The sequence below is a fragment of the Dokdonella koreensis DS-123 genome (assembly GCF_001632775.1).
Taxonomy (GTDB): Bacteria; Pseudomonadota; Gammaproteobacteria; order Xanthomonadales; family Rhodanobacteraceae; genus Dokdonella; species Dokdonella koreensis.
The window spans coordinates 1,447,818-1,462,160 of record NZ_CP015249.1 but is presented as its reverse complement, the minus strand read 5'-3'; the positions used below and the strand labels follow the sequence as shown (position 1 = coordinate 1,462,160).

Genomic DNA, 14,343 nt, shown 5'->3' with positions numbered 1-14,343 from the left:
ATTCCCTCCGCGGCGTCTGCCAACCGGTGACGAAGTGGGCGAGCGATACATCTACGACGCTTTTCGTGTCCACCATCCGATCTGCGCCCTCGATCACGATCCGGGCGCACGGCGCCTGTCAGCGTCGTGCGGACCAGGGGATCAACCGCAGGGACCCATCAAGCAGGACCGTTCGTCGCCCGCCATTGCGCGGCTACGATCGCAGCACCGTTCGACTCGCTGGCCAGTTCAGCCAGCATGCGGCTTGCTCGAACTGACGAGCGCCGCGCGGACGCCCTAGCGGCGGGCCGATAGCTTACCGATCGCAAAGCCGTTGCGGAGCCGGGCTTGCTGTATTCACGAACCTATCGCTGCGAACTCGCTCGGAGCGTAACGCGCCTCTGTCGTCCACCGGTGCCTGGATCGGATCGGTTCGGCTTGCTTCGAACGTCTCGCTGTACGAATCTAAGTGCTTCCAGGGGAAAGGATCTGAACATGACTACGCAACCCTCAGTCGCGAGAAGTCGCTGGTGGCTGGCCTTTGGATGGGCGCTGGTACCCGCGCTAGGTTCGGCTGCCACCTTCCAGGTCACCCGCACCGACGACCCGGTGCCCGATGCCTGCTTGCCGGCTGACTGCTCGCTGCGCGAGGCGGTGCGCGCCGCCAACGCCCAGCCCGGACGAGACCTGATCCGGCTTCCGGCCGGCAACTACGTCCTGGAGCAAGCGGGCATCGACGAGGACGCCGGCCTCACGGGCGACATCGACATCACGGACGATCTGGAGATCCTCGGCGACGGCCCTGGTGCCAGCCGCATCGATCCGCGTGGCCTGGACTATGTGCTGGACGCCGCCAGCGGCGTCGCGCTGACGGTACGCGGCGTCGGTCTGGTCCAGCCCACTCCCATTTCAGGCCCCTACTTTGGCGGGGGCATTCGCACCGGCGCTTTCGGCACTGGTGATCCGGTGACCAGCCACCTGACGCTGGAAGACGTGCTGGTGAACGTGTACGCCGGCCTCCAGCGTGCCGGGATCTCCGCGCGGGGCCGTCTCCACGCCACGCGCGTGATGTTCCTGCGCGGCAATGAACCGAGTTGGGCCTTGGCATTTGGCGGCAGCGACTTGCGACTGCACCAGATCGATTTTCAGGGAAACATGCAGGCACTCACCTATTCGCTCAGTTCAGGGGGGCAGGCCCGCATCACCGATTCGCGCTTCGCGGACAACGGCACCGCTAGCATGTGCACGACGATCCAGGCTTCGGGAGCGGGCACCACGCTGCTGCAGCGCGTTACCATCAAGGACAACTTCGCCTTCGGCAGCGGCACCGTCTGCGTATCCGGCGGCGCGCGCATGATCGTGCGTGATTCGACATTTGTGGGCAATCGCACGCACGCGCTCTCAGTCAATCCCTTCGGAGGCACGAGCGAAACACGAGTGGACTTGCACAATGTAACGATGACAGGAATGGAACGCGTCCTGTTTCTGGGAGGAATCGGTGCCGAGGCCCATCTGCACCATGCCACGCTCATCACTGCATCCCCGATCTATGCCGTCGAGATGCGCACGGGCGCGCGCCTGCACTCCACCAACAGCGTAGTCGCTGGTGGCTGCGCCAGCCAGAACGGGATCACGGTCGAGACCGAAGGCGCCAACTTCGAGGCCCCCAATCGTACGTGCTTTCCGCAATGGCAGACCAACTATGCGTTTTCCAGCCATGCCGCTTTCGCGCTCGGTGCCCTGCAGGAAAACGGAGGGCCGACGCTCACCGCATTGCCTTTGGTCACCAGCCCGCTCGTCACATTGTCTACCGATGCCGGCGCACTGTGCCCGCCGACCGACCAGCGCGGCTACGTGCGTCCGCGGCCGTGCACCAGCGGCGCCGCCGACCCCCTCGCCATCGATGATGCGCTGCTGATCGACGGCCTGGACTTCTGACGCGGCCCGGATCGGGCGAACCTGTCTCGTAGCGCTGGCGAGCAGCGTGGCGCCAAGGAAGTGAGCAGGCCGGTCACCCGGCCGCATCGCCACCACTTCGATAGCGCCGGCGGCCGCCCGGCTCCGCCTCAAAGCGCTCGATCGCTGCTTGGGGCCATTAACATCGAGCTGGGCGGGGAAGCCCTGGCGCGTTGACCCAGTAAGGCGCACCCGATCAGCTGGCTCGTTTGGCCAAGGGCTGAAACGCAGCTTGGCCCTGCCAGGGGCCGTATCACGGGGGTGAGCCGCCATGGCCACCTCGGCCGCGTTGCCGGCCGTGGCTTGGGCATCCACCCAAAGCGGCGACGGGCGCCTTGCCAGGTCGACGCAGCGGCCGCAACGCACTTCACCTCAAAGTCCAAAACACGCTCAAGGACCAGGAAGGCCGTCGTTTCTCGCGCCATGGGCACCGGGTCCTCGCCACCGGCGCAGGGATTGGCTTCCCTTAGGCGTCCAGCCGGTCAAAAGTCCACTCCGGCCGCCCGTTTCTGTGTCGTACGTCACGATTTTGGCCGGAAACGGCTGTTAGCTTCGACCGGACCAGGGGAAACACAAACGGGGGAACCAGCCTATACGCCTTTTGTCGCCGCGCATTCGCGCGCGCGATCGCAGCACTGTTCGCACTCGCTTTACCCATTCAGCCAGGAAGAGGAGGAAGAGGATGAACATGCTCCAGCAACCCTTGCCTAGCCACACCACGCGCAACCGGCGCGCTGCCGTCCTGCTCGCGGCGATGCTGACCACCGGCCTCGCCGGCCAGGCGGCCATCGTCCAGGCGGCCGAGCCGTTCGACCCCGGCACGATGCCCGCGGCCGAATCCATCACGATCACCGCGCTGTCCCGGCCCACGCCGGAAGGCTACAACGCGCAGATCGATCTCCAATTCAAGAACGGCCGGTCGCTGCCCGCCGAAATCCCGCTGCGGGTGGCCGACGGCACCGTGGTCCTGCGGCAGGACGCGAAGAACGTCGGAGCATTTTCCGCCGTGGTGCCGTTCGACTTTGAGACGTTCGTCGCCGAGCAGGCCAAGCGCAGGGAACTGGCCGAGGCGCACCCGCGCGTGCCGGTGTTCCGCGGCCGCGAGGTGGTCGACTACCGCCCGCTGGGCTTCCTCGATCCGGAACGCCTGGCACGCCAGATCCGGGATCAGACACCGATCGAGATTCCGGAAGAGGCGGTCACCGGCGGTCTCGCGCTGGTCAACCCCGCCCGCTCGCTGATGATCGTCAATCCGCGCGTCGTCGAGGATCCGGACCGCACGTTCGACGCCTGCTCGGGCAAAGGCAATGCCGGCGGTGCCTGGACCTTCAACCGGCTGATGACCGACATGGCCAACCAGCCGCTGACCGGCGTCCACCCGGCCGATTTCGTGGAGGCCTGGCTGAAGAGCTGGCTGACGACGCAGAACGTCAACACGTTCGACATCGAAAAGCGCACCCAGATGCTCGACCAGGTCCTCGCCGTCTGGCCGCGCGACAGCAAGGGGCGGCTGATCCTCAAGGAATCACCGATGCGCCTGCTCGCGATCGTCAACCGCCTGGACCTGCGCAAGAACACGGTCTACGGCGGCGGCAGCGCCGGTGAAGGCCGCTTCGTCTTCGGCGTCATGCGGCGTCAGGAGCGCGGCGGCTGCGAAGTGCTGCCGTTCACGGTGATCCTGGAGTACGGCATACCGCTGGAGCGCTGCGAGGAGATCCGTGCTTTCGGCCAGCAGTGGCACGACCTCGATGCGCTGGTCCTGGGCTCGCCCGGCTACAACGCCGCGTTGCAGGACATCACCGACCAGTTCGCCACGGCCAACGCCGCGCCGCACAAGCCCAACGGCAGCGCCATCAACCAGGTGCGCACCAACGAGAACGCGCTCGATCGACTCTGGGAACTGCGCGAGTTCCACCTCGATCCGCACACCAGCCACCTGCTGACCGCCTCCACCGAGCTGACGCCGCACCGGGCCACCTACAACCCGACGCCACTGCCGCACACCACCACCCGGCTGGCGGACTTCATCAACCTCAACGAGGTCGACATCCTGGCCAACAACTATGTCGTGCCGGAGATCTTCATGGGCAAGCCGTTCCTGACCGGCGCGTCGCTCAATCCGGACACCTCGGCCTCGTCGGTCTGGGATCATCCCGCCGTCATCAACAACGACGCGCGGCACATGCTCTCGCTGAACACGTGCGATTCGTGCCATGGCGGCGAGACCCAGACGAAGTTCCTGCACGTGGAACCGCGCAACATGGGTGCTCCCTCCGGGCTCTCGCGCTTCCTGGTCGGCAGCCCCGGCTCGGTGAGCAGCCCGGGCACGTTCACGATGCCCGACCCCGTCTCCAGCGTGCCGCGCACGTTCGGTGACCTGCTGCACCGCCAGACGGATCTCGATGCGCTGGTCAGCAGCAGCTGCCGGGCCACTGGCCTGGTCGAGGAACTGTTCAACCCGATGCCCGGACCGCGCACGCACTAAGCGCACGGCCGGCAAGACCTGGGGCAGAGCGAGGGCTCCCTCCTCTGCCCCTTTTTTGTACCTCGTCCCGCCGAAGCAACGCCCCGAACCGCAGCCCCGCCCCACCGGCGATCGGGGCCTGCCGTGCGTTTCCGACGTGCATGACCATCCGCACGTCCGGGCAAACCGACGCGCCGTTGCGCACGCCTCGGCAACGACCGTAGCCTGTGCCCGATGCCGGCGGGACGTGCGACTCCTCGGCCAGCGCACGACCACGACGAGGAATGCGGAATGACCGGATACGCCATCGCCATCGCAACCGTGCTCGTCGCGGTGGTTGGTCCCCTGACGCTGGGCATCGCCGGCCTGCTTCGCCGTCCGCGCGCCGCGCCGCCGCATCGGCCGGCACCGCCCTGGGACTGGACGCTGACGCTCCGCTCCGCCGTGCTCTATACGCTCGCCTTCAACCTGACCTTCTTCCTCCAGGAGCTGTTCCTGGTGCTGCCCAAGGCGTTCACGCCGGGCCTGCAGCCGACTTTGTTCCACAACAACCACGCGTGGGAGGGCACGCATCCGCTGGCGTCGCTGTTCCAGGGGACCGGCGTGGCGGCAACGCTCCTGTGCGCCCTGGCTTGCCGCTGGCTGCTGGCGCGCTACCCGGCCGCGCCGGCCAACATTCGGCTGTTCCTGCTGTGGATGGTCTATTGCGGCCTGCTGATGGCGCTGCCGCAGTTCACGATCGGCGCCCTCAGCGAGGGCAGCGACGTCGGCATGGCGATGACCTACCTGGGATGGCCGCCGCCGCTGCGGCTGGCGGCCGGCCTGCTGGCGCTGGCGGCCGTCCCGGCCGTCGGGCTCGGCCTGCTCCGCCCGCTGCTTGCGCTGGCCGACCGGCCCGAGCGCATCGCCAGCGCCGGCGCGCGCACGCGGTTCACGTTCCTGGTCGCCACGTTGCCCGCCCTCGCCGGCAGCGTGGCGTGCATCGCGTTCCGCGTACCACGCGAGTGGATCGAGGTCGTGCTGGTCCCCGCCTGGGTCGCGATTCTCGGCACCGCCTGGATGCAGGCCGGCGCGTGGCGCGTCGAGGACGTTCGCGCACGCGGTACAGCGGCCGGCTCCATCGGGATTCCGCTGGCCGCGGCAGCACTGTTGCTGCTGGTGTTCCAGGGCGTGCTGCGATCCGGCGTCGCGTTCTACTGAACGCGGACCGCGCTTACGGACGCGTCCTTCCGTTTCATCGCCCGCCGGTGCGCGCCGGTCAGCGCCGACCAGCCCGGCCCTTTCGCAGGATCTTTCGACGCATGCCCGCGCGATTGCGCCAGGCCGATGCGGCCGGCCGCCCGGCCAGCGCCAGGCGATCGACGCACCAGACCTCCGGCGCACCGATGCACCGCCCGCTCACATCCGTTCGCCGGGCAGCCGGCTGGCCTGCTGCGCCCAGGCGATGAACTGCGCTTCGTCGAGCGGGACGTCCTCGCGGATGTCGAGGTAGCGCGTGTCCGGGCTCTTGGACGCGCCCGGCGGCAGAGGACGCAACGCCGTACCGCGGAAGAACGCCACCTTGACGTACTTCGTGAAGCAATGGAGACCGAGGAACCAGCCCTGGCCCTCGATGCCGTACAAGGGCGAGTTCCACTTGACCGCCTTGTACACGCCGGGAACCGCGCGCTCGATCAGCGCGTCGAGCCGGCGCCCGAGATCGCGCTTCCAACCTGGCATCGCCGCGATGTAGGCCTGCACCGGCGCATCGCCGTAGCCCTTCGCGATCTGCGGGTTGCCGCCCGAAAGCAGGACCGGCGTCTTGGCGGCGGCCTTCCCGGCGACCTTCTTGGCCGCCTTCTTCGCGGCCGGCTTCCTGGCCGCCTTCGCCGGCATGGCGGACGCCGGTCCGGTCCGCGGGCTCATGCCCGGGCCCCGCTGCGCCAGCGCACGGCGTAGGGCAGCACGAACAAGTACAGGCCGGTGACCAGCAGCAGGGCCAGCGGCACCAGGGCGAGGAGATACACCCAGAAAGGTGGCGCCTTCCCACTCGCCACGGCCACGATGTTGACGATGACGCCCACCGTGAAAGCCATCGACACCCAGCGGTGGATCTGACGGGTCCACTGGCTGGCGTTCATGCGGGCTTCCCCGAACGGCCTGCCGGAACGGCCCCCGGAATGCGCTTGGCGGGCGCGCGCTTCGTACCGGCCGCGGCCCTCTTGGGTGTCTTCCGCGCCGCGGCCGATGCGGTATTCAACGCGACGGCCGCGCGAATGAGCGCCTTCAAGGCGGTGGCGTCGATCGGGTCGCCCTCGTGGAAATCGATGGCGCGCCGGGTGTTGCCTTCGAGGCTCGCGTTGAAGAGCTTGGAGGGATCCTCCAGCGCGGCGCCCTTGGCGAACGTCATCTTCACGACATTCGCGTAGGTCTCGCCGGTGCAGATCATGCCGCCGTGCGACCACACCGGCACGCCGCGCCACTTCCATTCCTCGACCACATCAGAGGCGGCCTGCCGGATCAGCGCCCGGAGCCGGGTCAGGGTCTGGCCGCGCCAGTCGCCCAATGCCTCGATCCGCGCATCGATGCGCTCGGATGGCGTAGCCGTACCCTCGTCTGCCTTTGCGGCACTCGCACGCTTTTTCGGAACGGTCGTCGCTGGCTTCATGACTGTCCTCACCGGTGATGGGGATGGTGGTGCCGGTCGAGCGATCGCGACCGGGTTCAGCCGCGCTCCTGGATGCGCAGCAGGTTGCCGGCGGGATCGCGGACGGCACAGTCCCGCACGCCATACGGCTGCTGGGTCGGCTCCTCGACGATCTCGGCGCCGCTCGCCTGCACCCGCTCGAAGGCCGCGTCCAGATCCGGGGTGGCCAGCAACAACGTGGCATAGGTGCCCTTGGCCATCATCTCGGCGACCATGCGGCGCTCATCGTCCGTGATGCCGGGGCTGGCCGCTGGCGGATACAGCACGATCGACGTGCCGGGCTGCCCGGGCGGCCCCACCGTGATCCAGCGCATCCCGTTGTAGCCGACGTCGTTGCGTACCTCGAAACCGAGGGTGTCACGATAGAAGGCCAGCGACGCGTCCGGGTCGTTCTGCGGAAGGAAGCTGGCGTGGATGCTGATGTCCATGGCGGTCGGGCTCGGTAATGGCTGGGACCGTCATGCTACGTCCGGCTCGGGGGCCGGCGCTTCTCGATTCCTGATCGGTCGCGTCACCTGCCGCGCGACGCAGGCCGGCATCCCCGCCGTTGCCTGTGTCGCCTGCTGCCGGTAGACGCTGGGCGGCACGCCGACCAGCTCGGTGAAGCGCGTGCTGAACGTGCCCAGCGACGCGCAACCGACGGTGAAGCAGATCTCGGTGACGCTGAGGTCGCCGCGACGCAGCAGCGCCATCGCGCGCTCGATGCGCCGCGTCATCAGGTAGCTGTACGGCGACTCGCCGTACGCCGCCCGGAACTGGCGGCTCAGGTGCCCGGCCGACATCGCCACACCGCGGGCCAGCGCCTCGACGTTGAGCGGCTGCGCGTACTCCCGGTCGATCCGGTCGCGGACGCGGCGCAGCCGCGCGAGGTCGCGCAGGTGTGGCGCAGGGGCGGACGGATGGGTCACGCACGCGATCGTCCCATGTCGCATCCGGACGCTCAAGCCGTTATCCATGCAGATCCCGGCGCCGCTCTTTCCGGCGCGGCCACGGTGCTGTTCCCGCCCGCCGGCACATAGGTCCGCCCCGCTACGGCGCCACAGGGGCCGCATCGTCCTTCAGTCGGAATACCGTCAGCTGCGCACGGGAAACGCCATCGGCGCCGTTCTCGAGGATGTCGGAAAACGACACCAGCACCGTGCCGTCCTGCAATCGGTGAGCCGACGGCGCGAACGGATTGAACGCGGTCCTGTCGGTCAGGCGCTGCTCCGGCCCCAGGCGGCCATCCGGCCGCACCGAGCGCCGGTAGAGGTCGAATCCCACCGCAAACCGGGCATCCGGCCCCTTGAACGACGGGTAGACGTAGTAGACGTCCACGCCTCCGTCCGGTCGCGGCAACGCATAGGCGTCGTGGACATCCGGCTTGTTGGGCGGCGGCGGCGGCGCCAGCGGCGCGGCATCGGACCAGCGCGCGCAGTCCGCACTGACGCGGTAGTAGGTCGCCATGTACCCGCCTTCCGGCGGTCGCTGGTAGCTGAAGAAGCAGCCGCGATTCCCCAGCGGCACCACGCGCGGATAGGCGACGCCAACCGCCGCGGGCACCATGGCCGGGCCCGGCTTCAGGCCGTCCTCCAGCCGCAGCCACGTCGGCACGGACGTGAGTCCGCGAAACGTCAGCAGCGCGTCCGATCCGGCCGCCACCCAGCGCGGCCATTGGACCAGCCGGGTCAGCCCTTCGATGGCGTCGAGCCGGTGAGCCGGCGCGAACGTGCCCTCGTCCAGGCGCGATCGCCAGAGCCCGATGGAGCCCGTATCCGTTTCGCGGCTCGCAAAGTACAGCCACGTCCGGCCACCGACGTCGATGAAGGCCGGCGCGTCCTCGACGCCATGCCCGAACGAAAGCGGGCGCGGGTCGGATAGGGCATCGCCCGTCTCCGAGACCACCTGCCTCAGCTGCGCCGAGTCCAGGTCGCCGTCCTGAAACCGGGCATACACCAGCACGAAGCCACCGGACCGGCGCGTCGCCAGCGTCGCCTGGCGGTCGACGCCTGCACCGGAGCCGAGTGCGACCACGTCCTCCCGGCCCACCGGCACGCGGGACGCCACGGGCAAGGGCCGGGCTGCACCGGCATCGGCGGCCCGCGCATCGTCACGCAGCCCGCCGAAGGCCACCACACCCATTGCGAGGAACGACGCGAGCGTCAGGGAGGAACGACACATGGGAAACCCGTCGGGCCATTGGCAACGAAAGCGTACCGGCTGCCGAAGTCCGCTGCGCCGCTTCCCGCGAAAGCGTAGCGTTCCGCGTACCGGCTGCGCCACGGCGGGCTTGCGACCGTGACGCGCACCGGCGCCGCGTCCCGTGCGCCGCACCCCGCGTCACGTGGCGTCGGCGCGCACCGCAGCCTCGATCCGCGCGACGTCGAGCTTGTGCATCGGAAGCACCGCCCGCGTCACGCGCTCGACCACCACCGGATCGCCCGAGGCCAGCAGCTCGCCGAGCACGGCTGCCGTGACCTGCCAGGACACCCCGTAGCGATCCTTGCACCAGCCGCATTGCTCGGCCTCTGGCACCGCCGACAGCCGTGCCCAGTGGCGGTCGATCCCGGCCTGGTCGTGGCCTATCGCCATGAACGAGACCGCCTCGTTGAAGCCGAATCCATGCGGATGGGCGCTGTCCATCGCCGCGAACCAGGTCTCGCCGAGGCGAAAATCGGAGAACATCACGGTGCCGGCGCGGTCCGGCGCTGCACCGTCCGGATACCGCACCAGCTGGCCCGCGCACGACCCGTCGAACACCGACCGGTAGAACGCGCCGGCCTCCTCGGCCTTGCCGCAGACCGCACCGGTGAACATCAGGAACGGCATGATCAGCGGCCGCGGCGCGGCGCCCGCCTCGGACAGGATCAACTGCCACGACAGGCCGTTGCGGTCCTGTACCCAGCCGTAGTGCGGACTGAACGGGTAGGCATCCAGCAGCATCAGCGCCTGGCCGCCGTCGATCAGCGCAGCCCAGGCCGCGTCCAGTTTTTCGCGCGCGCGGCTATCGCGCGATGCGTCGAAGCTCACCAGGAACGAGACCGACGGATTGAACCTGAACACCGGCCCGGCGCTGATCGCCATGAACGGTTGCCCGCCGAGGACGAAGGCCACCAGGTCGCAGTCGCCGGACGGCGTGTCGCGCAGCCGGGCCACCGACTCGATCTTCGAGTCGGGAAACACCGAGCAGTAGAACGCGGCGGCTTCGCGAGCCTGGGTGGCGAACCACAGATGCGGCGTGATCGGTTTGGCGAGGGTCATGCGGGCCTCCTGTCGGGCGGACGGTAGGGATCTACCCACAGCGACGTTTCAGCATGCCGCCAATCGACACCCGGCCGATCAGCCCGATGAACACACTACCGGTACCCGCGAAGGCATTGCACATACCGACGCGCGGGCGGGATTCCCGGTCCGGCGAATGCCGCTACGCACCACGCAGCCGGCGCTCGAACAGGGCCAGCGTCCGCGTCCAGGCCTCGCGCGCGGCCTTCTCGTCGTAGCGCGGCGTGGTGTCGTTGTTGAAGCCGTGCTGCGTGCCTTCCGGCTGATACAGCGCGAACCGCACGCCGGCCTGCTCCAGGGCGGCCCGGTACGGCGGCCAGGTGGCATTGACGCGTGGATCCTCGCCGGCCAGCACGACCAGCAGCTCGGCCTTGATCTTCGGCACGTCCGCCAACGCCGGCGCCGGCCCGTAGAACGGCGCTGCCGCCACCAGCTCCGGCAGCTGCGTCGCCAGGAAGTTGGCCATGCCGCCGCCGTAGCAGAACCCCACCACGCCGAGCCGGCCGTTGCCGCCCTCCACGCCGCGCAGCAGGCCCGCCGCCGCGAGGAAGTCCTGCCGCGTCTTGGCTTGGTCGAGCTTCGCGAACGCCTCGCGGGCCTTGTCCTCGTCACCCGGGTAGCCGCCGAGCGGGTGCAGCGCATCCGGCGCGAACGCGATGAAATTCTCCAGCGCCAGGCGACGCGTCACGTCCTCGATGTGCGGATTGAGCCCACGGTTCTCGTGCACGACCAGCACCACCGGCAGCGGCCCGGCCGCCTTCGCCGGCCGTGCCAGGTAGCCGCGCGCCTTGCCGTAGCCCTTGGGTGAATCGAACACGCGGTACTCGGTCGCGAGCCGCGGATCGTCCGGCTTGACCTGTTGCGCTGCGGCGAAACGCGGGCTCAGCACCGCCAGCAGGCCCGCCGCCGTCATCGCCCCCGTCGCGAACCGGGCCGCCCCGGCCAGGAAGCCGCGCCGGTCGATGAGGCCATGGACATACTGATCGAAGAGCTGCAGCACTTCGGGGTCGAAATCAGCCACTGTCGGCTTGGGCGGAAGCTGGCGCATGAGGATGGCCTTCGGATGCGAGCAGGGAACGCAGCGCTACCTTAGCGCAAGAACACGACAGGCGTGCAGACGCTTCGCTGGGCCGATTGGAGTCCGCGAGTCCGAGTCATCGGCCCTATAGATCCTTCACGCACGGCCGGACGTGTGTTCGCGAGAGAAACCATTCCACCCTGTCCGCACGCCAACTGGCGGCCAGCACAGCACGACCCAGCGCTTCATTCGAATCCGTTGGCGAAAACCGTTCCGGTCAATGCAAGGCGGTACCTGTAGACGCCATTCCCGGTGGCAGCCGCGATCAACCAGACCTGATCGGACAAGCGGCGCGCCGATAGCGAAGCGGCGTGTGCCAGCGCAGGCCCGAGGTACCGGCTCTCGCCGAGAATCGATCCTGTCAGGCCATCGAGCAAGAGAAGACCCTGCTCCGTACCTATCAACAATGCGTCAAGGCCCGCGTCCAGCGGACGCACAGCCCGAAGGAATGACGGCAAGGTGTACTGCCTGAGACTCACATGCGTAGCGGAATCGAGAAAATCGATCGTGTCGTAGAAGAACACCGCGATCTCAGAACCCTTCTCACCGTTCGGTACCAAGACGGCCCCATGCGTGGGACGCGACAGGGTCCACAGGGCGCTACCGCTGGCACCATCGAAGGCACGCAAGCCGTCGCCCGAGACGACCACGATCGACCGACCCGACGGCGCCTGAAGATCATCCAGCCACAATAGATCCTGTACCGACATACCCCCGACATCGGCCATCCATAGCGCCGTCCCGTCACGGCCAGAGAAGGCCGCGACCTTGAGTCCCTGGACCATCAAGATCACCGGCTGGGCCGCAACCAGATAGTCCTCGATGCCATCGCCGTCGATGTCGGCGACGACCATCTCAGCGACCGCGCGCATGCCCAGCACCGAGCCATCGATCTGCTGCTTTATGGCTTTGCTACGGCCATCCACTACGGTAAGACGGGCATGCCAACCGAATTCCCCACCCAGCAACAGATCGCTATAGCCTTCCTCGGCACGGTCGATCGCAGCGATCGCGCGAACCGAGCCGATCGGCTCGCCAGAGGACGTGTCTGGAATTACCCATGCCGGCAATCCGGTCTGCGCGTCGAAACCAGCCACATTCGGGCCGACCACCGCGAGGTCGACGCGCCCGTCTCCATCGACGTCGTCGAGCAGCGTCGCGGTGCGCGAATCGGAAGCCGCGACGAACGACGCCAGCTTGCTACCCTCACGGCCGCTCGCAACAGCCACCATCGTGTGCTCTTTCGACAGCGCAGCAACCTCAGGCGCTCGGTTGCCATCGATGTCGGCTTCAACGAGCGCGCGAAAACCAAACGACCACATACGTCCCCGGGCCTGCTCTGACTGCATCGCGGCGTCGTACAACACAAGTTCTCCGCCCGAGTTGCCGACCACGAGAGTGTCAGCCTGTGATGGGCCCGAGCGAAGCACGGTTACGGCGTTGATCGTTTCGCCGTCGTAGGAGCTGTTCCAGACCCCCCCCAAGGTGAAGATCCGAAGATCGTGAACGTGGTTCCCAAGGGCGCACCGAACCACCCGCTTCCGCCGTCAGCCAGTACACGGCCGGCAGCGATGAGAGGACCGAAGGTGCTGCCCTGCCGCCAATCCACAGCCATCGTGGCCCCGTCGACAACCGATCCTTCTAGATCGGAAAGAACAATCTCCAGCGCTGCATCTGCGTCCAACTGCGCCAAGGCGAGACTGGTCGCTCCGGTGATGGGAAGACTGCGCATCTCACGGCCGTCAGGCAGCGAGTGAACACAAACGTGGTCTACGGTGACTACCACCAGCTCCTCGCTGCCATCGCCATCAACGTCTCCGATTGCCGCCGCCTTGACGAACTTCCCCAGGGCGAGGACGCGTCGCTCGCGCAATGGCCACGTGCCGTACTCACGCACTTCACCGGTCGTGCCTATCGTGTAGATAACTGGCTCACCAGCTGAAGGGGCAGCCAAGACCTGCGCATACTCGCCGTCCCGTGGCACGATCAATGCCTGCTTGATACCGAGCTGCCCGTCGGGTAGGCGACCGACGACCACGAGGAGTTCATCGTGCGCCCTGGCGCGAAAAACCAGTTCCTCGGCCCCGTCGCCGTCCACATCCAACGCCGCCAGGCCACCACCGTCTTTGAATACGAAGCTATCGAGGCGCAAACCGCTCTCAAGGAACAGCGGCGACTCCGGCTGCACGGCAGCCGCCATGGGCGCCACGAGCCACAGGCACCATTGGACTTTCCAAATCTTCATTGGACGCTCTCGATTCTCTTGACGCGGCTGATCGGATCCGGCTGCCAAGTCTACAAGGTGCTGAGGGAGGTCGGGCTAGAGTATCGGACCGGCCCGCGGCGACAGACCGCCGACCGTTCGGTCCGCGTCAGTGGCGAACGCTCACAGCGCGTCGATGTCGCCCAGCAACCGGATCAGCCGCCGCGCGCGTTTGTCCGGGCGCTGCTGCGGCGCCTGGTAACCGGCCCGCGCCGCGCGCAGCTCCGCCATGCGCGTCTCGCGTGCGCGCCGCGCATCATCCGATTCGGTATACAGCGCGCGGGCAGCACCGGCCGGGCCGCGGGTGACCGCCAGGGCCGCCACGCCGACCTCGAAGACCTCTTCGCCGCGGACGATGCGCAGCGCATCGCCGATGCGCACCGTGCGCGCAGGCTTTGCCCGCTGGCCCTGGACCTCGACCTTGCCGGTCTCGATCGCCTGCTTGGCCAGGCTGCGCGTCTTGAAGAACCGCGCCGCCCACAGCCACAGGTCCAGGCGCACACCGGATGCCGGCGGCTCGTTTCGCGTGTCGGATGCGCTCATCGGTAGGGCGGTTGCGGCAGCCTCGAAGTCTCGCGGCGGCGCGTGCGGTGGTGGCTGGGAACGGAATCCGCCCATGGTCCGACGCGCGCGGCCGCCGGTCAATCCACCGTGCC

Annotated in this window: 14 protein-coding genes; 3 read left to right on the top strand and 11 right to left on the bottom strand. The window is 68.0% G+C overall.

What is annotated here, in order from left to right; translation table 11 throughout:
- Positions 1–474 precede the first annotated feature (474 nt).
- From I596_RS05725 to I596_RS05715, 3 genes are all read left to right on the top strand, one after another.
- Positions 475–1,917 (top strand): CSLREA domain-containing protein, encoded by a 1,443-nt coding sequence (locus I596_RS05725; RefSeq protein ID WP_150132034.1) that lies wholly within the window; start codon positions 475–477, stop codon positions 1,915–1,917.
- Positions 1,918–2,617: 700 nt separating this feature from the next.
- The gene (locus tag I596_RS05720) at positions 2,618–4,420 is read left to right on the top strand and encodes a hypothetical protein (protein WP_067645367.1); all 1,803 of its coding nucleotides are present in this window, start codon (positions 2,618–2,620) and stop codon (positions 4,418–4,420) included.
- A gap of 270 nt (positions 4,421–4,690) precedes the next feature.
- On the top strand, positions 4,691–5,599 hold the full coding sequence (locus tag I596_RS05715) for a hypothetical protein (protein WP_067645365.1): 909 nt from the start codon (positions 4,691–4,693) through the stop codon (positions 5,597–5,599).
- 198 nt (positions 5,600–5,797) lie between these two features.
- Here the strand turns inward: I596_RS05715 and I596_RS05710 are convergent, their stop codons facing one another.
- The 11 genes from I596_RS05710 to I596_RS05660 all read right to left on the bottom strand — a co-directional run bounded on the left by I596_RS05710 (position 5,798) and on the right by I596_RS05660 (position 14,230).
- Entirely contained in the window at positions 5,798–6,274 is a 477-nt protein-coding gene (locus I596_RS05710; RefSeq protein WP_150132033.1) for a DUF1801 domain-containing protein, read from the bottom strand.
- A 26-nt stretch (positions 6,275–6,300) separates the two neighbouring features.
- Positions 6,301–6,519, bottom strand: coding sequence for a hypothetical protein (locus I596_RS05705; protein WP_067645361.1), 219 nt, complete (start codon positions 6,517–6,519; stop codon positions 6,301–6,303).
- Positions 6,516–7,046 (bottom strand): DUF1801 domain-containing protein, encoded by a 531-nt coding sequence (locus tag I596_RS05700; protein ID WP_067645359.1) that lies wholly within the window; start codon positions 7,044–7,046, stop codon positions 6,516–6,518. The genes I596_RS05705 and I596_RS05700 overlap by 4 nt, the downstream gene beginning before the upstream one ends.
- 56 nt (positions 7,047–7,102) lie before the next feature.
- Positions 7,103–7,513: a VOC family protein gene (locus tag I596_RS05695; RefSeq protein ID WP_067645357.1), complete on the bottom strand. Its 411-nt coding sequence runs from the start codon at positions 7,511–7,513 to the stop codon at positions 7,103–7,105.
- Between the two features lie 30 nt (positions 7,514–7,543).
- Entirely contained in the window at positions 7,544–7,993 is a 450-nt protein-coding gene (locus I596_RS05690; protein ID WP_067645355.1) for a helix-turn-helix transcriptional regulator, read from the bottom strand.
- 121 nt (positions 7,994–8,114) lie between these two features.
- Positions 8,115–9,347 (bottom strand): hypothetical protein, encoded by a 1,233-nt coding sequence (locus I596_RS05685; RefSeq protein ID WP_223303924.1) that lies wholly within the window; start codon positions 9,345–9,347, stop codon positions 8,115–8,117.
- A gap of 57 nt (positions 9,348–9,404) precedes the next feature.
- The gene (locus I596_RS05680) at positions 9,405–10,325 is read right to left on the bottom strand and encodes a VOC family protein (RefSeq protein WP_067645351.1); all 921 of its coding nucleotides are present in this window, start codon (positions 10,323–10,325) and stop codon (positions 9,405–9,407) included.
- Positions 10,326–10,488: 163 nt separating this feature from the next.
- Positions 10,489–11,394 carry a dienelactone hydrolase family protein gene (locus tag I596_RS05675; protein WP_067645349.1) on the bottom strand — a complete coding sequence of 302 codons (906 nt, stop codon included), beginning with the start codon at positions 11,392–11,394 and terminating at the stop codon, positions 10,489–10,491.
- 215 nt (positions 11,395–11,609) lie between these two features.
- Positions 11,610–12,788, bottom strand: a complete 1,179-nt coding sequence (locus I596_RS05670) for a PQQ-binding-like beta-propeller repeat protein (RefSeq protein ID WP_150132032.1) — start codon at positions 12,786–12,788, stop codon at positions 11,610–11,612.
- 68 nt (positions 12,789–12,856) lie between these two features.
- Positions 12,857–13,669: a hypothetical protein gene (locus I596_RS05665; protein WP_067645345.1), complete on the bottom strand. Its 813-nt coding sequence runs from the start codon at positions 13,667–13,669 to the stop codon at positions 12,857–12,859.
- Between the two features lie 141 nt (positions 13,670–13,810).
- On the bottom strand, positions 13,811–14,230 hold the full coding sequence (locus I596_RS05660; protein WP_067645343.1) for an RNA-binding S4 domain-containing protein: 420 nt from the start codon (positions 14,228–14,230) through the stop codon (positions 13,811–13,813).
- Positions 14,231–14,343: the final 113 nt, after the last annotated feature.